The sequence below is a fragment of the Pseudomonas sp. EA_105y_Pfl2_R69 genome, from assembly GCF_963970915.1.
In the GTDB taxonomy this organism is placed as follows: domain Bacteria; phylum Pseudomonadota; class Gammaproteobacteria; order Pseudomonadales; family Pseudomonadaceae; genus Aquipseudomonas.
The window spans coordinates 112,380-137,900 of record NZ_CAXAOO010000009.1 but is presented as its reverse complement, the minus strand read 5'-3'; the positions used below and the strand labels follow the sequence as shown (position 1 = coordinate 137,900).

Genomic DNA, 25,521 nt, shown 5'->3' with positions numbered 1-25,521 from the left:
TAGCCGTCAGCGCTTGCGGCACAGACTCAGGCCGTCGCCCAGCGGCAGCAGCGACAGGTCGATGCGCGGATCATCGTGCAGCACCAGGTTGAGCGCCTGGATCGCCCGGGTGTCGGCGCTCTCGGGGTTGACCTCAAGTACGCGCCCGCTCCACAGGGTGTTGTCGAACAGGATCAGGCCTCCCGGTCGCAGCAGCCCCAGGGCCTGCTCGAAATAGGCCGGGTAGTTGGCCTTGTCGGCATCGATAAAGATCAGGTCGACCTGCCCCGCCAGGCCCTCGCCTTCCAGCGCGGCCAGGGTTTCCAGGGCCGGGGCCAGGCGCTGTTCGATACGTTCGGCCAGGCCGGCCTCACGCCAGTAGCGCTCGGCGGTGGCGTTGTAGTCGCCGGGGATATCGCAGCAGATCAACCGACCATCCTCAGCCATGGCCTGGGCCATGCAGAGGGCGCTGTAACCGGTAAAGGTGCCGACCTCGACAATCAGCCGCGCGCCAGTCAACTGCACCAGCAAGGCCATAAACTGACCCTGTTCAGGAGCAATCTGCCAACGCGCCATACTCAACTGCGCGGTTTCCTCGCGCAGGCGCTTGAGCAGTGGTGTTTCACGCAGGGACACATCCAGCAGATATTGATACAGGGCGGAATCGAGATTGAGTGTCTGGTTGGTCATGCCAACTCCCTCTGCAAATGACCGCTGTCAGGGGTTGCGTGCCAGTTCACCGCTGAACACGCGCTTGGCATCCAGGTAGGTGCGCTGCCAGTAACTATTGCTCAGGCTGTCCAGGCGCACGGTTCCGCCGCTGGAGGGCGCGTGAACGAAGCGGCCGTCGCCGACATAAATGCCGGCATGGCTGACCTGGCGACCGCCATTGGTGGCGAAGAACAGCAGGTCGCCGCTTTGCAGGCGGTCGCGACTGACAACCGGGGCGCGCATGCCGATCAGCTCGCGGGTCGAACGCGGCAGGCTGATACCGGCGGCATCACGGTAGACGTAACCGATCAGACCGCTGCAATCGAAGCCGCCCGCCGGGCTATTGCCACCATAGCGGTAAGGGGTGCCGACCAGGCCCAGGGCGCGGAACAGCACATCCTCGGCTCCGCCCTGCTGGCTGCCGTGGGGGACATGAATCTGCGCTTGCACTGCCGGGGTAGGCGCACGTGCCGCACAGGCGCTGAGCAGCAGGGCGAGGGCAAACAGGGCGAGACGGGCGATAACGGTCATGGACGAACGATCCTGAGCCGGGATGCGCCCTACTCTGCCGGCTTGCACACCCTAGTGCAAGCTTTAGCTTTACTCGGCAGGTCGTTGAAAACTATCGACATGAGCCCTGGCGAAGGCTGCCGAGCACTTTCGGCAGCCCAGAACCGGCTCAGGGGTGGCGCGCGACCGACTCACTCGGGGCCAAAGCCAGGGCCCGCTTGGCCTCGAGAAAGGTGCGGTTCCAGTAGCGATCTTCCAGGCTGTCGACCCGCACGCCGCCGCTGCGACTGCTGCTGGAGTGGATAAACTGGTTATCCCCCATATAGATACCGGCATGGCTGACCCGGCCACGGCCGTTGGTGCTGAAGAACAGCAGGTCGCCCGGCTCCAGCTCTTCGCGCTCGACCAGCGGCGCATCGATATTGATCATTTCGCGGGTCGAACGCGGCAATTGCATGCCCAGCTCTTCCTTGAACAGGTAGCCGATAAAGCCGCTGCAATCGAAACCCGACTTCACCGTGCTGCCGCCGTAACGATAGCGGGTACCCACCAGGGTCAAGCCATGGGTCAGGATGCTGTCGGCCAACTGGGGCAGTTCGTAGGGTTTGTCGGCGGCGAAGTCCGCAAGTTCATCCTGCTCATCGGCAATGGCGGTCGCAGGCTTGGCGGAATGGGTCTGCTGCTGGGAAACCGCGTTGGCTGCAGGCGGTTGTGGCGTATGGTTGGCACAGGCGGCCAGAACCAGGGTCAGTGCGAGAGGCACGAGGGGTGCGAGGCGTTTGAGCATGGGCACGACCGTGTCGATAAATTCTATAAGGGCGCGACTATGCCTTCTATGGCATCGATTTGCAAATTCTATGGCTCTAAATGTGACTCAGCAGTTTCGGCAAAACATCTAACGCCCGCCCTGCCAGATGGACCTCCACCAGGGCGCTCAAGTCAGTGCGACTCGGGTTGATTTCGACGCTCAGACCACCAGCCTGACGGGTGCGCAGCACGGGTTCGACGATATAGGGAAAGCTGGCGCTGGTACCGACGCTGAGCACCACCTCGAAGCCCTGGCGCAACTCGGCGTAAAGGCGGGCGATGGCCGGCTCCGGTAGCATTTCCTCGAACAGCGCCACCGGCGGGCGCAGAACCCCGCCACACTGCCGGCACCTGGGCGGTAGCGGCCGGTTCAGGTGTTCGGCCAGTTCGGGGTCGACAGCCCCGCAGGACTGGCAATACAGCGGGGCCAGCTCGCCATGGATCTCGATCACCCGTTCCATCGGACTGCCGGCGGCGCGGTGATAGCCATCGATATTCTGGGTCAGCAGCCAGCAGCCGGGCTTTCTGCGCTGCAGTTCGGCGATGGCATGGTGCCCGGCGTTGGCCTGGGCACCCAGGCAGGCCTTGCCCAGTTCGGCCAGGTATTTCCAGCACAATGCCGGATCGCGCTGCAGCATGGGCCCGGACAGCGCCGCCTCGATGGGCAGGCCTTCGGCGGTATGGCCGTTGTACAGGCCGCCCAGGCCGCGGTAGGTGGGCAGGCCGGAATCAGCTGAAAGCCCGGCACCTGTGATAATCAGGATGCGCTCGGCCGCTGCGATGGCCTGGGCGACACGGGCAATGACCTCGTCCATCTCAAGCGCTCCCACGTAGGGTGGACGACGCTCTTGTCGTCCACCGGCACATCAACAGGTGGATGGAGAAAGCGCCATCCACCCTACCTGTTCAATGATTGACCGTATAGGCCAGCATCATCGACAGCTGGCACAGCGGCCGGCCGCTCTGCGCCTGCCACTGATTGAACGCGGCCTGTACCGCGGCGCGGTCTCGCTGACTGGTGGGCGGTTTGTCGATTATCTGCTGCGCCTTGAGCGCGGCGACCAGGTCGTCGCTGGGGACAAAGGTGTCCTTGCCGACCATGCGCAGAAAACGCGGCGCGGACAGACCGCCGAGCTGGCTGCCGTGCTTGGCCAGGTACTTCCACAGGCCGACGATATCGCTCACCGGCCAGTCGGCGATCAGCGCGCCGAAGCTGCCCTTTTCCTGGCGCACATCGAGGACAAATTGGGCATTGCGCGGCACGCTCTTGAGCTTGCCCAGATGGCGGATGATGCGCGCGTCCTGCATCAGGTTTTCCAGACGCTCGCCGCCCATCAGCACGACCTTTTCCGGATCGAAGCCGAAGAACACCTCTTCAAAAGCCGGCCACTTGGCATCCACCAGGCTGTGTTTAAGCCCGGCGCGGAAGATCCGCAGGCTGAGCACCGACAGGTAACGGTCGTCGCTGATCGCACGCAACTCCTCGGCGCTGAGCGGCTGCGGCAGGCGCGCCTCCAGCTCGGCGGCCGAGCCGAAACGGTTCAGGCAGTACTCGTTAAGCCATTTGTAGTCGCGCATCGCCCCTCGCCTGTGCTTGTCTCTTGCAGCTTGCCGGTGCCCTTACAAATTCATCACATCGACAAAGCGCGGGGTGGCGCTGTCGTCGATCTTCAGGCTCTTGAAGTCGAACAGGTTGCGGTCGGCCAGTTGCGATGGCACCACGTTCTGCAGCGCGCGGAACATGATTTCGGTGCGCCCCGGCGACTTGCGCTCCCACTCCTGCAGCATCTCCTTGACCACCTGGCGCTGCAGGTTTTCCTGCGAGCCGCAGAGGTTGCACGGAATGATCGGGAATTCCTTGAGCTGGCTGTAGGCCTCGATATCGTTCTCGCTGCAGTAGGCCAGCGGGCGAATCACCACGTTGCGCCCATCGTCGGCGCGCAGCTTGGGCGGCATGGCCTTGAGGGTGCCGCCGTAGAACATATTGAGGAAGAAGGTTTCCAGAATGTCATCGCGGTGGTGACCCAACGCCATCTTGGTCGCCCCGATCTCGTCGGCGAAGGTGTACAGGGTGCCGCGACGCAGGCGCGAGCACAGCGAGCAGGTGGTCTTGCCCTCCGGGATCTTTTCCTTGACCACCGAATAGGTGTCCTTCTCGACGATGTGGTACGGCACGCCGATGGATTCCAGGTAGGCCGGCAGCACATGCTCGGGGAAGCCCGGCTGCTTCTGGTCCATGTTCACCGCGACTATCTCGAACTTGATCGGCGCGACCTTCTGCAGGTGCAGCAGCACGTCGAGCATGGTGTAGCTGTCCTTGCCGCCGGACAGGCAGACCATGACCTTGTCGCCATCCTCGATCATATTGAAGTCGGCAATGGCTTCACCGGCCTGGCGACGCAGGCGTTTTTGCAGTTTGTTCTGGTTGACCGAGAGGGTGCCCATGATGCGCTGGAATCCGGAAGCTTACGAAAGTGCGGCATTTTACGCAGAAAGCACGGTGCGCCCTACCCCGCAGTTGTTGAAATGCTAGGCTCGGCCGATGAACGATGATCTCGACCCCAGCCTCGACCTCTGCGAACACGTCCACCAACTGCTGCTGGCCGCCCCGGCCGGCCTGGGCGAGTACCAGCTGATCCAGCAGTTGAAAGAGCGCCACTGCAGCCATATCCCCCACCTGCCGCTGACCGACAAGCTGGTGCTGTTTCGCACGCACTTTCTGCTGTTCAACGCCCTCTACCGCCTGCGCGACCGGCTATGGGCCGAGCGCACCGGCTTTGTGCGCATCGATCCGCTGCATATCCAGTTGCTGCCCTATCAACCCGGGCGCGTCGAACTCGCCGAGCATGACCCCTTGCGCGACTACTACCTGGATCTCGAGCAACTGCGCGAGACCGACGAGCGCGACGTGGAGAAGCTCCTGGCTAGTTTCTGGACCCGCATGCAGGGCGGCGAGGAAAAACGCGCGGCGCTGGAGCTGTTCGAACTGGACGACGCCCCGCAAGCGCTCAGCCTCGCCATTATCAAGCGCCGCTATCGCCAGTTGGTCAGCCAGCACCACCCCGACCGTGGCGGCAGCACCGCCCGCCTGCAATCGATCAACAAGGCCATGGAAATCCTGGAACGCTATTACGGGAAGCTTTGAGAGTCCGATTTGCTCTAAGCAGCCCCTCCTCCCGCGCCGATCGCTGCCTATACTGCGACATACGGTCGCATAGGTTCGGCCGCGTACCCGGTGGCGCTGCACACGCGCGCCGGGCACCGCGCTGGGGGGCGACCGGATAATAAGAGGAGGTGTCTGGCATGATCCATCACGTTTGGGGGCTCTTCACCCATCCCGATCAGGAATGGCAGGAAATCCGTGGCGAAGAAGAAACCATCAGCCACATGTATCTCACCCATGTATTGATTCTCGCGGCGATTCCCGCGATCTCGGCCTATATCGGCACTACCCAGGTTGGCTGGTCAATTGGTGACCGAGCACCGGTGATGCTGACCGAAGCAAGCGCACTGCAGATGACCATCATGACCTACCTGGCGATGCTCGCCGGGATTGCGGTGATGGGGGCCTTTATCCACTGGATGGCACGTACCTACGACGCCAGCCCCAACCTGACCCAGTGCGTGGTGTTCGCCGCCTACACCGCCACCCCGCTGTTTATCGGCGGACTGGCAGCACTCTATCCGCACCTGTGGCTGGCAATGGTGGTGGGCACGGCAGCCATCTGTTACACCGTGTATCTGCTGTATGTCGGCATACCGACCTTTATGGGCATACCCGATGACGAAGGCTTTATGTTCTCCAGTTCGGTACTGGCGGTAGGCCTGGTAGTGCTGGTGGCGATGATTGCCGCCTCGGTGATCCTCTGGGGCTTCGGGGTTGGCCCGATCTACACCAGTTAGCGCTGTGTGAGGCAACAGACGAAACCACCGCCAGGTGGTTTCGTCGTTTCAGGGCTGTGCTCGACCCGCACCTTGGGCATAATCGCCTGCCCGCCCCTGACAACCGCCGTCCATGCCCGAACAACTGCTCAGCCACGTCGAACGCTGCTACCTGCAGGCCGAAGCCTTTTTCAAGCAACCCTTTGCCCGCGCCGAAGTGAGCTTCAAGCTACGTGGTCAGAAGGCCGGCGTCGCCCATCTGACGGAGAACAAGCTGCGCTTCAACCCGCAGCTGTACCGGGAAAACCGCGAAGACTTCCTCAGGCAGACGGTACCCCATGAGGTCGCTCACCTAATCGCCCATCAGCTGTTTGGCCTGAAGATCCAGCCCCATGGCGAGGAATGGCAGCTGATCATGCGCGGCGTCTACGAGCTGCCACCCAATCGCTGCCACAGCTATGCCGTGCAACGCCGGGCGGTCAGCCGCTATATCTACAGCTGCAGCTGTCCCCAGGGCGAATTCCCCTTCTCGGCGCAGCGCCATGCCATGGTGGCCAAAGGTCGCCGCTATTACTGCCGGCGCTGCAAGGTGACCCTGAGCTATACCGGCGAGCAGCGCGTCGAATAAGGCCCAGGCATCGGCGCTTGAGTGCGAAGAACCCTGACCTCGTAGGGTGCGCCGCGCGCACCAGCTTCAGCAGCAGACTCTTGGTGCGCACAGCGCACCCTAGCGTAGAGGCCTAGCGCAACGGGCCAGGTTGTAGGCATAAATTGAGCCCACCTGACGCAGCGCCGCCTTACAGGACGTAGAACAACACCGCGACAAAGTGCATCAGACTGCCGGCCATGACAAACAGGTGCCAGATGCCATGCCAGTGGCGGAAGCGGCTGTCGTAGGCGAAGAAGATGATTCCCACCGTATAGAGCACACCGCCCCCCGCCAACCAGGTAAACCCGGCGGAGCCCAGCGCCGCGAGCAGGGGTTTGACCGCCACCAGCACGATCCAGCCCATCAGCGCATAGATCACGATGGACAACACCCGCGCCTCGGAGCGCGGCTTGATCTCCTGCAGCATACCGACCAGCGCCAGCCCCCAGACCACACCGAATAGCGACCAGCCCCAGGGGCCGTAGAGGGTAATCAGGCAGAACGGCGTATAGCTGCCGGCGATCAGCAGGTAGATCGACAGATGGTCGAGCTTGCGCATCACCACCTTCGTCCGGCCCTGCAGGCTGTGGTACAGGGTCGAGATGCTGTAAAGCAGCACCAGGGTCATACCGTAGATGGCCACGCTGACGATCTTGCGCGGCTCGCCGTCCAGGCTCGCCAATACCAGCAACCAGACCGCCCCGACACAGGCCAGAACGGCCCCGATCAGATGGGTCCAGGCATTGAATCTTTCACCCTGATACATAGTTTCCGTTCCTCAGGCGGCCATACCGGCGCGAATGCTGCAGGCTTATGACTGAAAACGCAGCTTATTGCGAGTCGTAAACGCAGCGCCTCGGGCAGAGAAAAGCCCCGGGCGTGCAGCAAAGCATGCAACAGTACGGCGCTGGAGACTCTCATAGTCCTGGATGCCTTGCCCAATCGAGTATCTACCCCCTGGTTGCCCCAAACCGCAAGGAGCCGTCGATGATCGAACCCATACTGCTCAGCACCGCCCGGATTTCCACCTTCAACCAGCAGTGCCTGCGCACCAACGCCAGCGGCTTCTTCTTCGAACGCGACAAGCGACTGTTTCTGGTTACCAGCCGCCACGTAATGCTGGATGCCGACAGCGAGCATTTCCCCGACCGGATCGAGATCGAGCTGCATACCGACGCCAGCAACATGGCGCAGTCCACCGGCTTCTCGATCCCCCTGTACCGCGATGGCCAGAGCCTCTGGCACCAGGGCAACGACGCCACCGGCGAGATCGATGTGGCGGTGATCGAACTGCACCGTGCGGCCCTGCCGGACAGCATGGTCTACCGCGCCTTCACCCCCGAACACCTGCTGCAGCCCGATGATCGGGTCGAGGTGGGCAGCTCCCTGCTGGTGGTCGGCTTCCCCCTGGGCTTTCACGACCAGCTGCACCATATGCCCGTGGTGCGCCAGGCGGTGATTGCCTCCTCGTTCGGCCTGCGCTTTCAGGGCGAGGGTTATTTCCTCAGCGACGCCCGCACCCACCGCGGCACCAGCGGTGCCCCCGTGGTCATGCGGGTAGCGGCCGCACGCGCGGAACGACTCGGCGACCTGCCCTGGCTGCTGCTGGGCGTGCATTCTGCGCGGCTGGATGTCGGCAGCCGCGACCTCGAGCTGGATGAAGCCCTGGGCCTGAACTGCACCTGGTATGCCGATATCCTGCTGACACTGACCGAGCGCTAAAGCCACGCCTGCCCGCTAAGGGTCGCAGTGGCGGTACAGAACCCCTGCATAAAGTGCGTTTTGCAGGGGCTGATCAGTAGACCAGGCCGCCCCTCGCCTGCTCCGCGCATTCCACTGCGCACCCCATTACAGATGTTTACAGCTGTAAAGAATCTCGCATTACAGGGACGTTACGACGCAGCGCCATAGATTCACTCTACTTTTAATAAAAACAATAAAAATCAGCATGTTAGACCTATAAAAAGCATTGGCACGCAAGCTGCTCAAGGGTTATCGAGAGAGGAGAAACAGTCCTCTCGGCACATAACAATGAGCGCCGGCCACACCTGATCTCACCAGCAGGCTGTGTCGGCAATAGCCTGGAGCACTGCCATGCATGACTCTCCCAGCCCCGACACCGGCTTCACGCGCCGGCGCTTTATGTCCCTTTCCGGCCAGTCCCTGCTCGCCCTTGGCGTCACAGCCGTGGCCGCGCAGCTGATCCCGGTCACCCTGCTCGCCGACGAGGCCTTGCCCGCCCTGCCCCAGGGTCTGCTGCGCATGGGCCGCGACATCTACCCCCATGACCGCCTGAATGACCTGCACTACGCCAAGCCACTGGCCGAACTGGTGGCCAAGCAACCCGAGCTGATCGCCGACGGCCTGCGCGAACTGCAGGCCAGCGCCGAGCGGCGTCACGGCCAGCCCTTCGAAGACCTCAGCACGGAAATCGACCGGGTCGCCCTGCTGCGAGCGATCGAAACCGGGCCGTTCTTTCGCGCCGTGCGCAACGCCCTGATGTTCGGCCTCTACGACAACCCGGCGCTGTTTCCACTGTTTGGCTACGAAGGCTCCTCGGTGGAGAAAGGCGGCTACCTGGCGCGCGGTTACAACGACCTCGACTGGCTCTGAGCCACACCTCAGCAATCGCAGCTCATCCAATTCCAACAATGAGGGGAACACCCCATGGCAGCGAAATTTTCACAAGACGACGGCGACGTCGTGGTCATCATCGGCTCCGGTGCCGGCGGCGGCACCCTGGCCCACGCCCTGGCCAAGCAGGGCATCCGTAGCGTGGTGCTGGAAGCCGGCAAACGCTTCGAAATGGCCGACATCGAGAACGATGAATGGGCCATGTTCAACAAGATTTCCTGGCTCGACAAACGTATCGCCACCGGTGGCTGGGATATAGCGCAGAACCACCCCAACCTGCCGGCCTGGATCGTCAAGGCAGTTGGCGGCAGTACCGTGCACTGGGCCGGCGTGGCCCTGCGCTTTCGCGACTTCGAGTTCCGCATGCGCACGGAAAATGGCGAGATCAAGGGTGCCAACCTGCTCGACTGGCCGCTCAGCTACGAGGAGCTGGAACCCTGGTACGTCAAGGCCGAGCGGCACATGGGCGTGACCGGTCCCACCACCGGTATGCCGTACCACCAGTGGCACAACTCGTTCAAGGTGCTGGCCGAAGGTGCCAAACGGGTCGGCTACAAGGAAATCCAGTCCGGCCCCATGGCGATCAACACCCAGGCCTACGATGGCCGGCCGGGTTGCATGCAGATCGGTTTCTGCATGCAGGGCTGCCGCATCGGCGCCAAGTGGTCGACCCTCTACACCGACATCCCGCGCGCCGAGGCCACTGGCAACTGCGAGGTACGCCCGCAGTCCATGGTCCTGCGCATCGAGCACGATGCGCGCGGCAAGGTAAACGCGGTGGTCTACGCCGATGCCCAGGGCCGCCAGCAGCGGCAGAAGGCGCGCGTGGTATGCGTGGCCGGCAACTCCATCGAGTCGCCACGGCTGTTGCTCAACTCCGAGTCGTCGACCTTCAAGGACGGTCTGGCCAACTCCTCCGGCCAGGTCGGGCGCAACTACATGACCCACACCACCGCCGGCATCTACGCCACCCTGCCCAAGCCGGTGCATATGTACCGCGGCACCACCTGCGCCGGGGTGATCTCCGACGAGTCGTACAACGACCCCGCCCGCGGCTTTATCGGCGGCTATCGCCTGGAGGTGCTGTCGCTCGGCCTGCCGTTTATGTCCGCCTTCCTCGACCCGACGCCACAGGGTTGGGGTCGCGGTTTCGCCTCGAAGATGGAGCGCTACGACCACATGTCCGGGGTCTGGCTGTGTGGCGAAGACCTGCCCATGGAGGGCAACCGCATCACCCTGCACGCCAGCGAGAAGGACCAGTACGGCCTGCCGGTGCCGGTGGTGAACAAGGACGACCATGCCTTCGACATCGCCATGCGCGAGCACGGCGTCGAGCAGACCCGCAAGTGCTACGAGGCGGTCGGTGCCAGCGAGGTGATCCGCCTGCCGTCCTACCCGGCCAGCCACAACATGGGCACCAACCGCATGAGCGCCAAGGCCGCCGACGGGGTGGTCAACAAGTGGGGGCAGAGCCACGACATCCCCAACCTGTTCGTCTCCGATGGCAGCCAGTTCACCACCAGCGGCGGCCAGAACCCGACCCTGACCATCGTCGCCCTGGCCCTGCGCCAGGCCGAGTACATCGGCACGCAGCTCAGCCAGCGTGCCCTCTGATAGCAGCAATGGAGCCCAGCACATGACCGTACCAAGCAACGCGCAGCGCCTCTGGATGTTCGAGCAGATGCTCGTCAGCCGCTACCTGGAGGAGTCCATCGAGCGCATCTACATGGAAGGCAAGACCCCGGTATTCAACATGGCCAACGGGCCGATCCCTGGCGAAATGCACCTGTCCAACGGCCAGGAACCCTGCGCCGTTGGCATCTGCGCACATCTGAACGCCGAGGATATCGTCACCGCCACCCATCGCCCGCACCACATTGCCGTGGCCAAGGGCGTGCACCTCAATGAGATGGTTGCCGAAATCTTCGGCAAGAAGACCGGCCTGTCCGGCGGACGCGGCGGCCATATGCACCTGTTCGATCCCCGGGTGAATTTCTCCTGCTCGGGGATCATCGCCGAAGGCATGGGCCCGGCCGTGGGCGCGGCGCTGTCGCGCCAGCTGCAGGACAAGCCCGGCGTGGCGGTGGCCTTCATCGGTGAGGGCGCGGCCAACCAGGGCGCCTTCCACGAGACGCTGAACCTCGCCGCCCTGTGGAAACTGCCGGTGGTATTCGTCATCGAGGACAACGCCTGGGGCATCTCGGTGGCCAAACAGGCTTCCACCGCGATCGAGCGCAACTACCTGCGCGCGGCGGCCTACGGCATGCCCGGGGTGTTCGTCCCCGGCAACGACACCGACGCCATCTTCGCCGCTGCGTCTGCTGCCATCGAGCGCGCCCGCGCCGGTGGCGGGCCGAGCCTGATCGAGATCGAAACCTCGCGCCTGGCCGGCCACTTCATGGGCGATGGCGAGCAGTACCGCCCCGCCGGCGAGAAGGAAGCACTGCAGGCCAAGGATCCGATCCCCGCCTACCGCCAACGCCTGCTCGAACTGGGCGTGCTGGACGAGCACGCCGCCGAGGAGATCGCCGCGCGCGCCCGCGACCGGGTCGACGAGGCCGTGCTGTTCGCCCGCGAAAGCCCCTACCCGGCCCCCGAAGAGGCGCTGGAAAAGGTATTCGTTTGAACGTCGTACCCGCACGCCCATACCAACAGACAGAAAGGATGTGCTTATGAATCAGCAAGCCAGCATGACCGCCGCGGTATGGCATGGACGCCGCGACATCCGCCTGGAACAGGTCGCCCTTCCCGGCACGCCGCCACCCGGTTGGGTGCAGATCAGGGTGCACTGGTGCGGCATCTGCGGCTCCGACCTGCACGAGTACCTGGCCGGGCCGGTGTTTATCCCGATGGACAGCCCGCACCCGCTTACCGGGCTGCAGGGGCAATGCATCCTCGGCCATGAGTTCAGCGGCGAGATCGTCGCCCTGGGCGAAGGCGTCAGCGACTTTGCCTGCGGCGAGCGGGTAGCGGCCGATGCCTGCCAGCACTGCGGCCAGTGCCTGTTCTGCCGGCAGGGCCAGTACAACCTGTGCGAGAACCTGGCGTTTACCGGGCTGATGAACAACGGCGCCTTCGCCGAGTTGGTCAATGTGCCGGCCAACCTGCTGTACCGCCTGCCCGAGGGATTCCCCAGCGAAGCCGGCGCGTTGATCGAGCCGCTGGCCGTGGGCATGCATGCGGTGAAGAAGGCCGGCAGCCTGCTCGACCAGACCGTGGTGGTGGTCGGTGCCGGCACCATCGGCCTGTGCACCATCATGTGCGCCAAGGCCGCGGGAGCCACGCGCATCATCGCTCTGGAGATGTCCGCCGCACGCAAGGCCAAGGCCCTGGAAGTCGGTGCCAGCCACGTTATCGATCCCAGCGAGTGCGACGCCGTCGCCGCCGTACGCGAACTCAGCGAAGGCTACGGTGCCAGCGCTTCCTTCGAGTGCATCGGCCACAAAGCCACGGCCAAGCTGGCCATCGACGTGATTCGCAAGGCCGGTCGCTGCGTGATGGTCGGCATTTTCGAGGAACCCAGCGAGTTCAATTTCTTCGAGATCGTCGCTACCGAGAAACAGGTCATCGGCTCGCTCGCCTATGCCGGCGAGTTCGCCGACGTGATCGCCCTGATCGCCGACGGCCGCATCGACGTCACGCCCTTGATCACCGGGCGGATCGGCCTGCAGCAGATCATCGAGCAGGGCTTCGAAGAGCTGGTGAACAACAAGGATCACAACGTCAAGATCATCGTCAGCCCCAGCGCGCTGTCGATCTAACCGGCCAAGAAATCCAGGAGACAACCATGACCACAGCAGTCAAGCAACGCAAACTCACCGTCGCCCGCGCCATGGCCGAGGCGGTGGCCCAGGAAATGCGCCTCGATCCCCGCGTGTTCGTGATGGGCGAGGATATCGGCCCGCTCGGTGGGGTATTCGGCAACACCCGCGGCCTGCATGAAGAGTTCGGCGGTGCGCGGGTACGCGACACACCGATCTCCGAGACCGCCTTTATCGGCGCGGCGGTGGGCGCGGCCTCCGATGGCATGCGCCCGATCGTCGAGCTGATGTTCGTCGACTTCTTCGGCGTGTGCATGGACGCCATCTACAACCTGATGGCGAAGAACACCTACTTCTCCGGCGGCAAGGTCAGGGTGCCGATGGTGCTGATGGCCTCCACCGGTGCCGGCTATTCCGATGCCGGCCAGCACTCGCAGTGCCTGTACGCCACCTTCGCCCACCTGCCGGGGATGAAGGTAGTGGTGCCGAGTAACGCCTATGACGCCAAGGGCCTGATGACCGCGGCGATCCGCGACGACAACCCGGTGATCTTCCTGTTCCACAAGGCCCTGCAGGGCATGGGTTGGCTGGGCACCGAGAAAGGCGCAACGGTGGCCGTGCCGGAGGAGCCCTACTGCCTGGAGATCGGCAAGGCCAAGACCGTGCGCGAAGGCACCGATGTGTCCATCGTCAGCCTCGGCGTCGGTGTGCACCACGCCCTGCGCGCGGCCCAGCAGCTGGAACAGGACGGCGTCAGCGCCGAGGTCATCGACCTGCGCAGCCTGGTACCACTGGACCGCGCCCACGTGATCGCCTCGGTACGCAAGACCGGTCGGCTGATCGTGGTCGACGAGGACTATCACAGCTTCGGCGTCAGCGGCGAGATCATCGCCAGCGTGGTCGAGCACGACCTCGGCATGCTCAAGGCACGCCCGCAGCGGGTGGCCTTCCCGGATATCCCGATTCCCTTCACCCCGGTCATGGAGCAATGGGCCCTACCCAATGCCGAGAAGATTGTGGCCGCTTACCAACAGATGCACGAGGAACAAAACCGATGAGTACTCCCATCCTGATTGCAGACGACCTCTGGGAAGGCGACGCCGAAGCGGTGATCACCGCCTGGCTGGTCGGCGACGGTGCCGAGGTCGGCCAGGGCGACCTGGTCGCCGAGATCATGTCCGAGAAGGCTCAGTTCGAGATCGAGGCCCCCTGCGCCGGGGTGCTGAAGATCCTCGAGGAAGAAGATGCGGTGATCGCCAAGGGCGCGACCATCGGCCTGGTGGAGTAGCCCATGACTGCCATGACACAAACAGCGGATTGCCTGCCGGGCACGACTAGAGTGCCGCTCAAGGGCATGCGCAAGATGATCGCGGCGAAGATGCACGAGAGCCTGCACAGCGCCGCCCAGCTCACCCACCACGCCGAGTGCGAACTGACCGCGCTGCAGGCGCGTCGTGCCCGTTTGAAGGCCGCCGGCAGTGCGGTGTCGTTGCAGGATCTGTTGCTGCACCAGATCGTCCAGACCCTGGGCGCACACCCGAGCCTCAACGCCACCCTGCAGGACAACCAGATCACCCGCTATCAGGCCGTGCACCTGGGCCTGGCCATCCCGCTGCCCGGCGACCTGCTGGTGGCACCGGCGCTGTTCGACGCCGAACGCCTGGATGCCGAGCAACTGGCCGAGGCACGCCGCGCCTTGGTCGACAAGGCCCAGGCCGGCAAGCTGTCGGTCCGGGAGCTGACCGGTGCGACCATCACGGTATCCAACCTGGGCCTGTCGCGGGTACGCTTCTTCACCCCTATCCTCAATGTGCCGCAGGTGGCGATCATCGGCATCGGCGGTAGCCAGCGGCGCTTGCAGCGCGAGGCCGATGGCACGCTGGTGGAACGGGACTTTATCGGATTGTCGCTGACCTTCGATCACCGTGCGGTGAACGGCGCACCGGCGGCGGACTTTCTCGATGACCTGTGCCGGCGACTGGAGCACGAAGAGGTGACATGACAAGCATACAGCGACTGCCGGTCGAAGCCGGCCTGGATGCGGAACGGCAGTTGCTGGACCAGGTGCATGCCGGCACCCTCGACTGCGGCCTGCTGTTCTGGCGGCCGCTGGATGCGGCGCTGGTGATGCCGCGCCGGCTCAATCGCCTGGACGGCTTCGCAGCCGCCCAGGCGACCTGCGTAGCGCAGGGCTGGCCGGTGGCTCTGCGCGACACCGGCGGCGAGCCGGTGCCGCAATCGGCGGCGGTGCTCAACGTGGCCCTGGCCTACGCCGTACCGGCGCGCGACGACGAACAGAAACGCATCGAAACCGCCTACCTGCGCCTGTGCGAACCGCTGCGCGCCTGGCTGCGCGGTCTGGGCCTGGACCCCGGGCTGGGCGAAGTGGACGGCGCCTTCTGCGACGGTCGCTACAACGTCACCCTGGAGCAACGCAAACTGGCCGGCACCGCGCAACGCTGGCGGCGGCGGCCGAGCGACGGCCGTCATGTGTGCCTGGCCCACGCTGCCGTGCTGCTGGAGAACCAGCGCCAGTCGATGGTCGAGGTGGTCAATAGCTTCTATGCCGGTTGCGCACTGCCGAGCCGTTGCCGGGTCGCCAGCCATGTGGCGCTGGACGAGTTGCTCGAGGATGTCTGGTCGGCTACCGATGGCCTGGCGGACTGCTACCGGGAATCGCTGCAGGCGGCGGGATTGACGCTTTCCACGTAGGGTGCGCGGGGCCGCCTAGGCTGTGCGCACCACTGCCATCCGTTCTGGTGCGCACAGCGCACCCTACAGAACTCTCCCGCTACCCCACCATTGAGGACGTGCCCTGAGGCTCGCTCACTCCCATGCCTTCGGCGGCACGATGTTGTAGACCTTCATCCAGCGGTAGATGGTCGGCCGCGACAGCGACAGCTCGCGCGCCGCGGCGCTGACATTCCAGCGGTGCCGACGCAGGGTTGCCTCCAGCTGCGCAGCTGGATCGGCGCTCAGGGTGCGGGCCTGCTCGGTCGGCGCAGGCAGGCGTGGCCCCGGGCTGGGCAGGCACTGCTCGGGCAGGTCGTCGACGGTGATTTCGTCGCCCTCACAGGTGGCCAGGGCGTACTGCAGCGCGTTGCGCAGTTCGCGGATATTGCCCGGCCAGGCATAACCCAGCAGCGCACTCATGGCATCGCCGCGCAGGCGCGGCCGACGCTGGCGCTGCTCGCTCAACTCGATGAACAGCCGCTCGATCAGGTAACCCCTGTCGGCCCGCTCACGCAGCGCCGGCAGCTTCAGGGTGGCACCGTTGAGGCGGTAGTAGAGATCCTCGCGAAACTGACCGGCCTCGATCATCTGGCGAATGTCGCGGTGGCTGGCGGCGATCACCCGGATGTCCACCTTGATCGGCTTGTCCGCGCCCAGCGGCATCACTTCCTGTTCGGCCAGCACGCGCAGCAGACGGGTCTGCAGGTGCAGCGGCATGTCGCCGATCTCGTCGAGAAACAGGGTGCCGCCATCGGCCTGCTGGATCAGCCCGCGCATGCCCTTGCCGCGCGCGCCGGTGAAGCTGCCCGGCTGGTAGCCGAACAGCTCGCTCTCGATCAGCGACTCGGGCATGGCCGCGCAATTGATCGCGACGAAGGCTGCCGTGCTGCGATTGCCGCTTTCGTGCAGGGCACGGGCCAGGCGTTCCTTGCCGGTACCGGTCTCGCCATTGAGCAGGACGTTGAGGGGTTCGCTGCACAGGCGCTTGGCGCGGGCCAGCATCTTGCGCATCAGGGGGTCGTCGTCGGCCAGCTCGTCCAGGGCGCAGCGTGGCAGTTCGCGGCTGCTGGCCAGCGCTTGCACAGGTGCGCGACGCGGCTCCATCAGGGCGGCGAAATACAGCGCATTCTGCCGATGGGTGCGGAAGGCGCGCACATGGTCGGCGCTGGCATAGGGGATATTGAAAACATCCTCCAGCTCGCAATCGAACAGCTGCTGCACGCCGACCTTGGGTGCCAGCGCCGAGGGCCGCAGTGGCAGCTCCAGGGCGCACTCGGCGAGCAGTTGCCGGCCGGCGGTGTTGGCCGCCAGCAGGCTGCCATCCTCGGCCATCGCCAGCAGGTAATGACGGTTGATCAGGACGAACTCGCGCGAGCTGTCCAGGCAGAGGATGTGGCTGTCGCGGTAGCGCCTGAGGAAGTAGGCATCCTCGATCATCCGCGCGTACTGCTTGACCAGTTGCAGGGCAAAGGTCTGCGAGTCTTTCGAGGGCGGCGACTGCAGGGCGGAGATGTCCAGCACGGCGAGCAGCTGGCCCTGGGGGTTGAAGATCGGCACCGCGGTGCAGGTGAGGCTGACATGGTGGGCGCTGAAGTGGTCATGGTGGTGACAGGTCAGGGCCTGCTGCTCCTTGATGCAGGTGCCCACCGCGCAGGTGCCGGCATGATCCTCGCTCCAGTCGGCCCCAAGATAGAGACCGGTCTTGCGGTGCGAGGCCTTGTCGTCCGGGTCGCCGAGAAACTGCACAGTGATCCCGCGGTTGTCGGTGAGCAGCACCACATAGCCCAGCTCGGCGATATGCCGGTACAGCTGTTCGACGCCGGCGCGGGCCACGTTGATCAGTTCGTCGGCCTGGTCCTGGTGATCGAGCAGCACCTGGCGCGGGACGAAACGCGGCGGAGCCGGCTTGGCCGGATCCAGGCCGTAGTCCTGGATGCAGCGTTGCCAAGAGCGCGCAATCAGCGGGTCGAAGCCTTGCCCCAGCGGGGCCAGCGCCGGGTCGGCGGCATGGGACAGGACAGTGTCGATATGCACACTGCTGGGCGGGATGATGCGCATGCAACCTCCTCGAACGCGCGACGCACCATGCTCAGGCAGCACGCGCCGGGGTCCGCTGTGACGATCTTGTTTTTGTTGCGTCCCGCCCGCTCGATGGCAAGCCGGGCGCATCCGTCTAAGGACCAGAGTCTACTCCCCAGCGCCGACCCTGCGAAGCCTGTAATGCCTGTAACGACGGGCATTACAGCTGTAAGCGGCGTGACAGTCGGCGGCCTTGCGCAGGTTGTCACAAGCCGATTCGACATCTGAAAAAAGCCATTGAAAATCAATCGACTGCAGCCATAGCCAGGCACCGCAACGGGGTTGGCATGGGTCCTGCCATCCAGTCAATGAGCCCGGCAACGGGCCCCCATAACAACAAGACGAGGATGCAGCATGCCCGCCATTACCCCGATGCCTTTTACCGATACCACCCGCAACCCCGAGCGCCAGCCCTGGCCATTGCTTTGCCGCCCCGGCTTGCCACTACGCCAGCAAACGCCGCGACGACCACTCCGCCGCTGACCCCTGCCCGCTTCTCCCCCCTTCAGTCGACCGACATTGCAGGCGCGCAAGCCTGCGGCGGACGACCGCTTGCCCATCCTGTACCAGGAGTATCGCCATGACTTTCCAAGCAGCAACCCAGCTGTTGCGCCGTTTCCTCCTCACTCTCGCCGCTGCCGCGCTGTCGCCATTGGCGCTGGCCGGTGGACTTCCCGGCATGCAGGGCCTGCAGCACATCGGCATCACCGCCCCCAGCCTGCGTCAGGCGACGGATTTCTTCGTCGAGGTGCTCGGCTGCGAAGCCTACTTCACCTTCGGCGAGTTCAAGTTCGCCGACGACTGGATGGAGCGCCACCTCAACGTGCATCCGCGCGCCGTGATCAAGGACTTCCAGATGGTCCGCTGCGGCAACGGCACCAACCTGGAAATCTTCGAGTACAGCGCGCCGGATCAGAACCGCCGGTTGCCGCGCAACAGCGACATCGGCGGCCACCACCTGGCGTTCTACGTGGACGACATGGACGCGGCGGTCGCCTACCTGAAGTCGAAGCAGGTGCGGGTGCTCGATACGCCCAGCACCTTCAGCGAAGGCCCGGCAGCCGGCCTGTCCTGGGTGTACTTCCTGGCCCCCTGGGGTTTGCAGCTGGAACTGGTGAGCTTCCCGCGCGGCATGCAGTACGAGCAGGGGCTGGATCGACTGCTGTGGGACCCACGCCATCCGCAGCAATAGCCCGGTCAGCGCAACTGCTGGCCAGATCTGCACCACTCAATTCCAACAAGAAAACGAGGAAGCAAGATGTTGCCAAATACGCCAATGCCGCTGCACGCCAGTGCCCGGCAAGTCGATGCGAAGGTCTGGATAGCGCTCTGGGGCCTGCTGCTGTTGGGCACGCTGCTGTCCTGGGGCCGGCCCGCGCAAGCCCTGGACCTGGATGCCGGCGACTACGTGCCCGCGGCTGCCGACACCACCCTGGGCCTGCTCTACCTGCAGTACGCGGAGCGCGACCATCTCTATCGGGACGGCGACAAGCAGGCCGGCTCAGCCGGGCTGGATTCGCAGATCGGCATCCTGCGCCTGGTGCACTACACCGACCTGGGCGGCTACCGCATCGCACCGCAGATTCTGCTGCCATTCGGCCGCCTCGACGGGCGTCACGATGGCGGCGCACTGGGCGACAGCAGCGGCATGGCCGATCCGATCCTGGCGATGCCGATCTGGCTGCTCAACCAGCCGGAGAAACGCCGCTTCTTCGGCATTACGCCCTATCTGTTCCTCCCGCTTGGCAGCTACGACCACGACCGGGCGCTGAACCTCGGCGAGAATCGCTGGAAGTTCAATTTGCAGGCAGGCTATGTCACCGGACTCGGCGACAAGCTGGCGCTGGATCTGGCGGCCGATGTGACCTTCTACGGGCGCAACCACAGCTACGGCGCACACAAGTGGACCCATCGGCAGAAGCCCAGCTACCAGTACCAGGGTTTTCTGCGCTATCCGCTACGCGACAACCTCGACCTGCGTGTCGGCCTGTCGCACCAGAGCGGCGGTGAGAACCGCATGGAACAGAGCTGGCTGGACGACAGCCAGCGCAGCAGCAAGTGGTCGGCGGGCTTCGCCTGGTTCTTCCTGCCCGGCACCCAGCTGGCGGCCACTGTCGGCCGGGATATCGCAGTGGAACACGGCTTTCGCGAGGACAGCCGGCTGAATATCCGCCTGCTTCAGGTGTTCTGAAGGGCGCGCTATCGGCGGCCGGTGCGAGATTTATGCGGAGCCTCGCCCGGCCGCCCCCGCTTACGCCACGACCTTGTTGGCCTTTAGCTCGGCGATTCGTTCGGCCGAGTAGCCCAGTTCGCGCAGCACCTGCTCGGTGTGCGCGCCCAGTGCCGCGCCGATATGCCGGGGCGCGGGCAAACCGGCGGAAAACTTGATCGGGCAGGCGATCTGCCGCTGCGGAGCCTGGCCAGCCCGTGGCACCTCGACAACCAGCGCGCGCGCCTTGAGCTGCGGGTGCTCTACCGCCTCGGCCATACTCAGCATGGGTTCCACGCAGGCATCCAGCCCAGCGAAGACCCGGCTCCACTCGGCGAAGTCGTGCTTTTCGATCTCGATTTCGATCTCGCGCTTGAGCGCGCGCTGCTCCTCGGGCTTGGGCGACAGGCCGCGGGCCGCCAGCTCCGGGCGGCCGATGGCGGCGCAGAACTGCTGCATAAATTGCGGTTCCAGGCTGCCGACCGACAGCCAGCGGCCGTCGCGAGTACGGTAGTAGTCGTAGAAGCTGCCGCCATTGAGGGCCTGGTTCTCCATATCGGGCTCCACCCCGGCGGCCAGGTAGCCGGCCCCAGCCATGCCGTGCAGGCTGAAGGCGCAGTCGGTCATGCTGATATCCACCTTCTGGCCCTGCCCCGTCGCCTGACGCTGGATCACCGCCGCCAGCAGGCCGATCACCCCATGCAGCGAACCGCCGGCAATATCCGCGGCCTGAATGCCCAGTGGCAGCGGCCCGCTGTCGCGCCGCCCGGTGTAGCTGGCGATGCCGGCCAGGGCCAGGTAGTTGATGTCGTGACCGGCGCGGTCCTTGTAGGGGCCGCTCTGGCCGTAGCCGGTGATCGACACGTAGATCAGCTTCGGATTGATCGCCTTGAGCGCGTCATAGCCAACGCCGAGTTTGTCCATCACCCCGGGGCGGAACTGCTCCAGGACGATGTCATGCTCTAGTACAAGCTGCTTGACCATGGCCACCGCCTCGGCCTGTTTCAGGTCCAGGGCGATACAGCGCTTGTTGCGGTTGAGGTAGGCGTGGCTGGCCGACACGCCGCCGTCATGGGGCGGCAGCACGCGCACCAGGTCCATGCGGCTGGGCGACTCGACCCGCAATACCTGCGCGCCCATATCGGCCAGCAGCAGGGAGGCGAACGGCCCAGGCAACAGGGTGGAGAAATCCAGCACTTTCAGTGACGACAGCGGGCCAGACATAACAGCTCCTTGGGATCTAAATCGGTATTTGGAAAGCCGCATCGACACCTACAAAAGCAAACGCTTTATTGCCAATGCAGCGGCTGCCTGGCATCCAGTGCGCTTAGCTGATCGGCAAAACGCGCTTCCAGTACGTTGCGGCGGATCTTCATGGTTGGGGTCATGCAGCCGTTGTCCACGGTCCAGGCCTCGCGCACCAGCAAAAAATGACTAAGCCGCTCGTGGGGCTGCAACTGGGCATTGAGCTGCTGCAAGGTCTGCAGCAACTCGGCCGTCACCTGTTCGCGGGCCTGTTCGCGGGCCGCCGGCGACAGTTCGATCAGCGCCAGCGGCTGATCCAGGTTGCTGCCCATCAGGCACACCTGCTCGACCCAGAGGTTCTTGGCGATCTCGCCTTCGATGGGTGCCGGGGCGATGTACTTGCCCTTGCTGGTCTTGAAGATGTCCTTCACCCGCCCGGTGATTTTCAGGTAACCGGCCGCATCCACCTCGCCCTTGTCGCCGGTATGCAGCCAGCCATCGCTGATGGTTTCGGCGGTCTTTTCCGGGTCCAGGTAGTAGCCCAGCATCAGGCTCGGGCAGCGCAGCAGAATCTCGCCATTGCCGGCGATACGCAGCTCGTTGCCCGGCATCGGCCGGCCCACCGTGCCGAAACGCACTTGCCCCGGCCGGTTGAAACAGCCATAGGCCAGGTGCTCGGTCATGCCGTAGCCCTCGCAGAGGGTGATGCCGATGCTCTGGTACCAATCCAGCAGCGCCCGCGGAATCGCCGCCGCACCGCTGACCAGGATACGCGCGCGATCCAGACCCAGGCCTTTGCGGATCTTACGCGCCACCAGGCCGCCGATCAGCGGAATGCGTAGCAGGCGCGCCAGCTTGGCCTGCGGCAGCTTCTCCAGCACACCCTGCTGAAAGCGTGTCCACAGCCGCGGCACGGAGAAGAACACGGTCGGCCGTACATGGCGCAGGTCGCTGGCAAAGGTTTCCAGGGATTCGACAAAGGCCACCCGGCCGCCGCTGTACAGAGCGTTCATCTCCACCAGAAAACGCTCGGCGGCATGCGACAGCGGCAAATAGGAGAAGAACTGATCCTGCTCGGTGATCTGCAGCTCCTTGACCGAACGCCCACCGGCAACCGCAAAGGCCCGCGCCGAGAGCATCACGCCCTTGGGCTGGCCGGTGGTGCCGGAGGTATAGAGGATGCTCAGCAACTCATCGGCAGGCTGCGCATGCGCCGCCGCCAGGGGTTGATGGGCCGCCAGCAAGGTCTGCCAGTCGTGCGCGGCTGACAGGGTTGGATAGGGCATGGCGATGCGCAGCACCTCGGAGGGAATGCCGGCGGCGAATTTTTCCGGTTCATCCAGCTTGCCGAGAAAGATCGCCTTGCACTGCGCATGGCGCAGCACGTAGTCGATGCTCTCCGCCGATTGCAGCGGATACAGCGGCACGCTGACCAGGCCGGCGAGCATGATCGCCAGATCCGCGATGATCCATTCGGCGCAGTTCTTCGCCAGCAGCGCGACCCGATCACCCGGCGCACAACCCAGGGCGTGCAAGGCCGTGGCCATGCGCCGTGCCTGCTCGTCTACCTGCGCCCAGGTGAAGTCATGCCACTGACCGCCGACCGGCTGGCTAAGCCAGACCGCATCGGGACGTTTCTCGACCCAGAGCGCCAGACGCTCCAGGGGCAGTTGATCGGTCATCGCAATCCCTCGTTCTTTTTATTTTCCAGCCATGAACGTTAGCGCTTGAACAACAACCTCGTACTCGCTCGGATAACGCCTGGTCCATTGGACATTGCACTTTGTAGGAGCCAGCTTGCTGGCGATCCGATCATCGAGAAAGCATCGCCAGCAAGCTGGCTCCTACAGTATTAAAACCTTGGTGCTCAGAGCTTCATGCCGCGGCTGATGATCTCTTTCATGATTTCCGAGGTACCGGCGAAGATCCGCTGGATGCGCGCGTTCGCGTACATCTTGCAGATCGGGTACTCCCACATATAGCCCCAGCCGCCGTGCAACTGCACACCTTCGTCGACCACCTTACACAGCAGTTCGGTGGTGAACAGCTTGGCCTCGGCGGCGACTTCCGGGCTGAGCTTCTTCTCGTTGTGATCCATCACGCAGCGGTCGACGAAGACCTGGGCCACGTCGATCTGGGTGCGCATCTCCGCCAGCTTGAAACGGGTGTTCTGGAAGTGCGAGATTGGCCGGTCGAAGGCCTTGCGCTCGCGCACATAATCGATGGTCACCTGCAGTGCCGCCTCGGCACCGGCCACCGCCCCGCAGGCGTTGGTCAGGCGCTCCTGGGCGAGCATGTTCATCAAATAGAAGAAGCCGCCCTTGGCGTCGCCCAGCAGGTTGGCCTTGGGCACCTTGACGTTATTGAAGAACAGTTCGGCGGTGTCCTGGCTCTTCATGCCGAGCTTTTCCAGGTTCTTGCCGCGCTCGAAACCTTGCATGCCGCGCTCGACCAGGAACAGACCCATGGCGTGCTTGTTGGCCGGATCGGTCTTGGCCGCAACTATCACCACATCGGCCAACAGACCGTTGGAGATAAACACCTTGGAGCCGTTGAGCACGTAGTGGTCGCCCTGCTCCACGGCGCTGGTGCGCATGCCGGCCAGGTCGGAACCGGCGCTAGGTTCGGTCATCGCCACCGCCAGAATCAGCTCGCCGCTGATGATGCCCGGCATAAAGCGCGCCTTCTGCTCGGCATTGCCGTACTCGGCGATATAGGGGCCACACAGCGCCGAGTGCAGCGGGATCATAAAGCCCGGCTCGTTAATCTTCGCCAGCTCCTCGCACATGATCTGCTCGTAGCGGAAGTCCTTGAGCCCGGCACCGCCATATTCCTCATCCGCCCATGGCAGCAGAAAGCCCATGTCGCCGGCCTTCTTCCACACCTCGCGGCTGACCACCCCGGCCGCTTCCCACTCATCCTGATGCGGCACCACTTCCTTCTTCAGAAAGGCGGCGAAGGCGTCGCGGAACATATTGTGTTCGGTGTCGAAAATCGTGCGCTGCATGCGGCTGTGCTCCCTGAGCTGAAGTCGTGCCGCAGGTTAGGCCCCGCGCCCCTGCCACCTCAATGACCCATGCGCTCAGCCTGGATTGACCCAATCGCTCGACCGGCTTGTCCTCGGTGCAATGAGCTGCCTACCATCGGCGTACTTTCAAGGAGCCGTCATGCGCGAACGCACCATCGCCAGTCACTTTGTCCGCGCCGCCTTGCGCGGTGCCGAACGCCAGGGCCACGACTGCACGCCGCTGCTTCGCCAACTGGGGATTCAACCCGCCCTGCTCGACGAGCCGCGTGCGCGCATCGCCCCCGAACAGTTCGCCCGCCTGCTGCAATTGCTGTGGGAAAGCCTGGACGACGAGTACCTGGGCTTTGGCCGCCTGCGCAGCAAACGCGGCACCTTCGCCATGATGTGTTACGCCATCATCCACTGCCGTTCCCTGGAAAAGGCCCTGGGCCGCGGCGCGCTGTTCTACAGCCTGTTCCCCGATGCCCCGACCATCAGCATCGAGCGCGAAGGCGACTGGGCGCGGCTGACGGTGGACGACTCGACCCTGTGGGACCCGGATCATTTTCTGGTGGAAAGCCTGCTGGTGATCTGGCACCGCCTCGGCAGCTGGCTAATCGGTCAGCGCATCCGCCTGGAGGAAGCTACCTTCACCTACCCCCAGCCCGCCCATGCCGGCGAATACGAACTGCTGTTCCCCTGCACCCGACGCTTCTCGGCCGGGCGCACCAGCCTGCTGTTCCACGCCCGGTATCTGGCCATGCCGCTGCTGCAGGACGAGCGCACCCTCAAGCAGTTCCTCCAACACTCCCCCGCCGACCTGCTGGCCCGCCCGGATGGCGGCGACAGCCTGATCAGCCAGATCCGCCGCCTGCTCGGCCGCGACTGCAGCAACTGGCCGGACCTGGATGCCGTCGCCCAGCAGCTGCATATGAGCCCGCAAACCCTGCGCCGCCATTTGCGCGAGGAAGGGTCGAGTTTTCAGGAGTTGAAAGACCATCTGCGCCGCGACCTGGCCATCTACCACCTGGGCCGCGATGACCTGGCGATTCAGGATATTGCCGAACAACTGGGGTTCTCGGAGCCTTCGGCGTTTCATCGAGCGTTTAAGAAGTGGACGGGGTTAACCCCAGGGGCTTATCGGGCGCAGGAGGGGTGAGGTTGTCGAACCTATGGATGGCGCGCATACATAACTACTTCAGACCATCCCTAGCACGCCTGTAGCGGAGCCAGATTTGCCACAGTACCTACACCGCGCGAACCAAATCCATAACGGTTTGTAACCCAGACGAATAACTTTTCATCCGGCCAGCCC

26 protein-coding genes are annotated in these 25,521 nt (G+C 64.2%); 15 read left to right on the top strand and 11 right to left on the bottom strand.

The window, feature by feature from the left end; translation table 11 throughout:
- Positions 1–6: 6 nt before the first annotated feature.
- The 6 genes from AACY13_RS21060 to ttcA all read right to left on the bottom strand — a co-directional run bounded on the left by AACY13_RS21060 (position 7) and on the right by ttcA (position 4,452).
- Complete coding sequence (locus tag AACY13_RS21060) at positions 7–669, bottom strand: O-methyltransferase (protein ID WP_339463532.1); 663 nt, start codon at positions 667–669, stop codon at positions 7–9.
- A gap of 27 nt (positions 670–696) precedes the next feature.
- Positions 697–1,221: a C40 family peptidase gene (locus AACY13_RS21055; RefSeq protein WP_339463531.1), complete on the bottom strand. Its 525-nt coding sequence runs from the start codon at positions 1,219–1,221 to the stop codon at positions 697–699.
- A 148-nt stretch (positions 1,222–1,369) separates the two neighbouring features.
- A complete protein-coding gene (locus AACY13_RS21050; protein WP_339463530.1) occupies positions 1,370–1,987 on the bottom strand; it encodes a C40 family peptidase in 618 nt (205 codons plus the stop codon).
- 76 nt (positions 1,988–2,063) lie between these two features.
- On the bottom strand, positions 2,064–2,822 hold the full coding sequence (locus tag AACY13_RS21045; protein ID WP_339463529.1) for an NAD-dependent deacylase: 759 nt from the start codon (positions 2,820–2,822) through the stop codon (positions 2,064–2,066).
- A 91-nt stretch (positions 2,823–2,913) separates the two neighbouring features.
- Entirely contained in the window at positions 2,914–3,585 is a 672-nt protein-coding gene (locus AACY13_RS21040) for a DNA-3-methyladenine glycosylase I (protein WP_339463528.1), read from the bottom strand.
- Between the two features lie 42 nt (positions 3,586–3,627).
- Positions 3,628–4,452 carry a tRNA 2-thiocytidine(32) synthetase TtcA gene (gene ttcA, locus AACY13_RS21035; protein WP_339463527.1) on the bottom strand — a complete coding sequence of 275 codons (825 nt, stop codon included), beginning with the start codon at positions 4,450–4,452 and terminating at the stop codon, positions 3,628–3,630.
- Between the two features lie 97 nt (positions 4,453–4,549).
- On the opposite strand from ttcA, the gene AACY13_RS21030 reads away from it, so the two are divergent.
- The 3 genes from AACY13_RS21030 to AACY13_RS21020 all read left to right on the top strand — a co-directional run bounded on the left by AACY13_RS21030 (position 4,550) and on the right by AACY13_RS21020 (position 6,517).
- A complete protein-coding gene (locus AACY13_RS21030; RefSeq protein ID WP_339463526.1) occupies positions 4,550–5,152 on the top strand; it encodes a DNA-J related domain-containing protein in 603 nt (200 codons plus the stop codon).
- A gap of 158 nt (positions 5,153–5,310) precedes the next feature.
- Positions 5,311–5,910: a Yip1 family protein gene (locus AACY13_RS21025; RefSeq protein ID WP_339463525.1), complete on the top strand. Its 600-nt coding sequence runs from the start codon at positions 5,311–5,313 to the stop codon at positions 5,908–5,910.
- A 112-nt stretch (positions 5,911–6,022) separates the two neighbouring features.
- Positions 6,023–6,517 (top strand): SprT family zinc-dependent metalloprotease, encoded by a 495-nt coding sequence (locus AACY13_RS21020; RefSeq protein WP_339463524.1) that lies wholly within the window; start codon positions 6,023–6,025, stop codon positions 6,515–6,517.
- Positions 6,518–6,686: 169 nt separating this feature from the next.
- Here the strand turns inward: AACY13_RS21020 and trhA are convergent, their stop codons facing one another.
- Complete coding sequence (trhA, locus tag AACY13_RS21015; protein ID WP_339463523.1) at positions 6,687–7,304, bottom strand: PAQR family membrane homeostasis protein TrhA; 618 nt, start codon at positions 7,302–7,304, stop codon at positions 6,687–6,689.
- Between the two features lie 221 nt (positions 7,305–7,525).
- Between trhA and AACY13_RS21010 the strand changes: the two genes are divergently transcribed.
- The 9 genes from AACY13_RS21010 to AACY13_RS20970 all read left to right on the top strand — a co-directional run bounded on the left by AACY13_RS21010 (position 7,526) and on the right by AACY13_RS20970 (position 15,645).
- A complete protein-coding gene (locus AACY13_RS21010; RefSeq protein WP_339463522.1) occupies positions 7,526–8,260 on the top strand; it encodes a S1 family peptidase in 735 nt (244 codons plus the stop codon).
- Between the two features lie 372 nt (positions 8,261–8,632).
- Complete coding sequence (locus AACY13_RS21005; protein WP_339463521.1) at positions 8,633–9,151, top strand: transcriptional initiation protein Tat; 519 nt, start codon at positions 8,633–8,635, stop codon at positions 9,149–9,151.
- Positions 9,152–9,205: 54 nt separating this feature from the next.
- Complete coding sequence (locus AACY13_RS21000; RefSeq protein ID WP_339463520.1) at positions 9,206–10,786, top strand: GMC family oxidoreductase; 1,581 nt, start codon at positions 9,206–9,208, stop codon at positions 10,784–10,786.
- Between the two features lie 22 nt (positions 10,787–10,808).
- A complete protein-coding gene (locus tag AACY13_RS20995) occupies positions 10,809–11,798 on the top strand; it encodes a thiamine pyrophosphate-dependent dehydrogenase E1 component subunit alpha (protein ID WP_339463519.1) in 990 nt (329 codons plus the stop codon).
- A gap of 64 nt (positions 11,799–11,862) precedes the next feature.
- Positions 11,863–12,933, top strand: coding sequence for a 2,3-butanediol dehydrogenase (locus tag AACY13_RS20990; protein WP_339463622.1), 1,071 nt, complete (start codon positions 11,863–11,865; stop codon positions 12,931–12,933).
- Between the two features lie 26 nt (positions 12,934–12,959).
- Positions 12,960–13,991 (top strand): alpha-ketoacid dehydrogenase subunit beta, encoded by a 1,032-nt coding sequence (locus tag AACY13_RS20985; protein ID WP_339463518.1) that lies wholly within the window; start codon positions 12,960–12,962, stop codon positions 13,989–13,991.
- The gene (locus tag AACY13_RS20980) at positions 13,988–14,221 is read left to right on the top strand and encodes a lipoyl domain-containing protein (protein WP_339463517.1); all 234 of its coding nucleotides are present in this window, start codon (positions 13,988–13,990) and stop codon (positions 14,219–14,221) included. The genes AACY13_RS20985 and AACY13_RS20980 overlap by 4 nt, the downstream gene beginning before the upstream one ends.
- A 12-nt stretch (positions 14,222–14,233) precedes the next feature.
- Positions 14,234–14,935 carry a 2-oxo acid dehydrogenase subunit E2 gene (locus AACY13_RS20975; protein WP_339463621.1) on the top strand — a complete coding sequence of 234 codons (702 nt, stop codon included), beginning with the start codon at positions 14,234–14,236 and terminating at the stop codon, positions 14,933–14,935.
- Positions 14,932–15,645 carry a lipoate--protein ligase family protein gene (locus AACY13_RS20970; protein WP_339463516.1) on the top strand — a complete coding sequence of 238 codons (714 nt, stop codon included), beginning with the start codon at positions 14,932–14,934 and terminating at the stop codon, positions 15,643–15,645. Before AACY13_RS20975 ends, AACY13_RS20970 begins: the two co-directional genes overlap by 4 nt.
- Before the next feature lie 114 nt (positions 15,646–15,759).
- Here the strand turns inward: AACY13_RS20970 and AACY13_RS20965 are convergent, their stop codons facing one another.
- Positions 15,760–17,724: a sigma-54-dependent Fis family transcriptional regulator gene (locus AACY13_RS20965; protein ID WP_339463515.1), complete on the bottom strand. Its 1,965-nt coding sequence runs from the start codon at positions 17,722–17,724 to the stop codon at positions 15,760–15,762.
- A 601-nt stretch (positions 17,725–18,325) separates the two neighbouring features.
- Between AACY13_RS20965 and AACY13_RS20960 the strand changes: the two genes are divergently transcribed.
- Both AACY13_RS20960 and AACY13_RS20955 read left to right on the top strand, forming a co-directional pair.
- Entirely contained in the window at positions 18,326–18,937 is a 612-nt protein-coding gene (locus AACY13_RS20960; RefSeq protein WP_339463514.1) for a VOC family protein, read from the top strand.
- A 66-nt stretch (positions 18,938–19,003) separates the two neighbouring features.
- Complete coding sequence (locus AACY13_RS20955; protein WP_339463513.1) at positions 19,004–19,936, top strand: transporter; 933 nt, start codon at positions 19,004–19,006, stop codon at positions 19,934–19,936.
- A gap of 60 nt (positions 19,937–19,996) precedes the next feature.
- Here AACY13_RS20955 and AACY13_RS20950 read toward each other — a convergent pair whose 3' ends face one another.
- The 3 genes from AACY13_RS20950 to AACY13_RS20940 all read right to left on the bottom strand — a co-directional run bounded on the left by AACY13_RS20950 (position 19,997) and on the right by AACY13_RS20940 (position 24,206).
- Positions 19,997–21,178: a CaiB/BaiF CoA transferase family protein gene (locus AACY13_RS20950; RefSeq protein WP_339463512.1), complete on the bottom strand. Its 1,182-nt coding sequence runs from the start codon at positions 21,176–21,178 to the stop codon at positions 19,997–19,999.
- 65 nt (positions 21,179–21,243) lie between these two features.
- Positions 21,244–22,881: an AMP-binding protein gene (locus tag AACY13_RS20945; protein ID WP_339463511.1), complete on the bottom strand. Its 1,638-nt coding sequence runs from the start codon at positions 22,879–22,881 to the stop codon at positions 21,244–21,246.
- A gap of 185 nt (positions 22,882–23,066) precedes the next feature.
- Complete coding sequence (locus tag AACY13_RS20940) at positions 23,067–24,206, bottom strand: acyl-CoA dehydrogenase family protein (RefSeq protein WP_339463510.1); 1,140 nt, start codon at positions 24,204–24,206, stop codon at positions 23,067–23,069.
- Between the two features lie 160 nt (positions 24,207–24,366).
- Between AACY13_RS20940 and AACY13_RS20935 the strand changes: the two genes are divergently transcribed.
- The gene (locus AACY13_RS20935) at positions 24,367–25,365 is read left to right on the top strand and encodes an AraC family transcriptional regulator (RefSeq protein ID WP_339463509.1); all 999 of its coding nucleotides are present in this window, start codon (positions 24,367–24,369) and stop codon (positions 25,363–25,365) included.
- Positions 25,366–25,521: the final 156 nt, after the last annotated feature.

What these genes read in the sequence shown, in the direction of transcription:
- AACY13_RS21060 (WP_339463532.1), bottom strand. Translation starts at nt 669, where the DNA reads ATGACCAACCAGACACTCAATCTCGATTCCGCCCTGTATCAATATCTG.
- AACY13_RS21055 (WP_339463531.1), bottom strand. Translation starts at nt 1,221, where the DNA reads ATGACCGTTATCGCCCGTCTCGCCCTGTTTGCCCTCGCCCTGCTGCTC.
- AACY13_RS21050 (WP_339463530.1), bottom strand. Translation starts at nt 1,987, where the DNA reads ATGCTCAAACGCCTCGCACCCCTCGTGCCTCTCGCACTGACCCTGGTT.
- AACY13_RS21045 (WP_339463529.1), bottom strand. Translation starts at nt 2,822, where the DNA reads ATGGACGAGGTCATTGCCCGTGTCGCCCAGGCCATCGCAGCGGCCGAG.
- AACY13_RS21040 (WP_339463528.1), bottom strand. Translation starts at nt 3,585, where the DNA reads ATGCGCGACTACAAATGGCTTAACGAGTACTGCCTGAACCGTTTCGGC.
- ttcA (WP_339463527.1), bottom strand. Translation starts at nt 4,452, where the DNA reads ATGGGCACCCTCTCGGTCAACCAGAACAAACTGCAAAAACGCCTGCGT.
- AACY13_RS21030 (WP_339463526.1), top strand. Translation starts at nt 4,550, where the DNA reads ATGAACGATGATCTCGACCCCAGCCTCGACCTCTGCGAACACGTCCAC.
- AACY13_RS21025 (WP_339463525.1), top strand. Translation starts at nt 5,311, where the DNA reads ATGATCCATCACGTTTGGGGGCTCTTCACCCATCCCGATCAGGAATGG.
- AACY13_RS21020 (WP_339463524.1), top strand. Translation starts at nt 6,023, where the DNA reads ATGCCCGAACAACTGCTCAGCCACGTCGAACGCTGCTACCTGCAGGCC.
- trhA (WP_339463523.1), bottom strand. Translation starts at nt 7,304, where the DNA reads ATGTATCAGGGTGAAAGATTCAATGCCTGGACCCATCTGATCGGGGCC.
- AACY13_RS21010 (WP_339463522.1), top strand. Translation starts at nt 7,526, where the DNA reads ATGATCGAACCCATACTGCTCAGCACCGCCCGGATTTCCACCTTCAAC.
- AACY13_RS21005 (WP_339463521.1), top strand. Translation starts at nt 8,633, where the DNA reads ATGCATGACTCTCCCAGCCCCGACACCGGCTTCACGCGCCGGCGCTTT.
- AACY13_RS21000 (WP_339463520.1), top strand. Translation starts at nt 9,206, where the DNA reads ATGGCAGCGAAATTTTCACAAGACGACGGCGACGTCGTGGTCATCATC.
- AACY13_RS20995 (WP_339463519.1), top strand. Translation starts at nt 10,809, where the DNA reads ATGACCGTACCAAGCAACGCGCAGCGCCTCTGGATGTTCGAGCAGATG.
- AACY13_RS20990 (WP_339463622.1), top strand. Translation starts at nt 11,863, where the DNA reads ATGACCGCCGCGGTATGGCATGGACGCCGCGACATCCGCCTGGAACAG.
- AACY13_RS20985 (WP_339463518.1), top strand. Translation starts at nt 12,960, where the DNA reads ATGACCACAGCAGTCAAGCAACGCAAACTCACCGTCGCCCGCGCCATG.
- AACY13_RS20980 (WP_339463517.1), top strand. Translation starts at nt 13,988, where the DNA reads ATGAGTACTCCCATCCTGATTGCAGACGACCTCTGGGAAGGCGACGCC.
- AACY13_RS20975 (WP_339463621.1), top strand. Translation starts at nt 14,234, where the DNA reads ATGACACAAACAGCGGATTGCCTGCCGGGCACGACTAGAGTGCCGCTC.
- AACY13_RS20970 (WP_339463516.1), top strand. Translation starts at nt 14,932, where the DNA reads ATGACAAGCATACAGCGACTGCCGGTCGAAGCCGGCCTGGATGCGGAA.
- AACY13_RS20965 (WP_339463515.1), bottom strand. Translation starts at nt 17,724, where the DNA reads ATGCGCATCATCCCGCCCAGCAGTGTGCATATCGACACTGTCCTGTCC.
- AACY13_RS20960 (WP_339463514.1), top strand. Translation starts at nt 18,326, where the DNA reads ATGACTTTCCAAGCAGCAACCCAGCTGTTGCGCCGTTTCCTCCTCACT.
- AACY13_RS20955 (WP_339463513.1), top strand. Translation starts at nt 19,004, where the DNA reads ATGTTGCCAAATACGCCAATGCCGCTGCACGCCAGTGCCCGGCAAGTC.
- AACY13_RS20950 (WP_339463512.1), bottom strand. Translation starts at nt 21,178, where the DNA reads ATGTCTGGCCCGCTGTCGTCACTGAAAGTGCTGGATTTCTCCACCCTG.
- AACY13_RS20945 (WP_339463511.1), bottom strand. Translation starts at nt 22,881, where the DNA reads ATGACCGATCAACTGCCCCTGGAGCGTCTGGCGCTCTGGGTCGAGAAA.
- AACY13_RS20940 (WP_339463510.1), bottom strand. Translation starts at nt 24,206, where the DNA reads ATGCAGCGCACGATTTTCGACACCGAACACAATATGTTCCGCGACGCC.
- AACY13_RS20935 (WP_339463509.1), top strand. Translation starts at nt 24,367, where the DNA reads ATGCGCGAACGCACCATCGCCAGTCACTTTGTCCGCGCCGCCTTGCGC.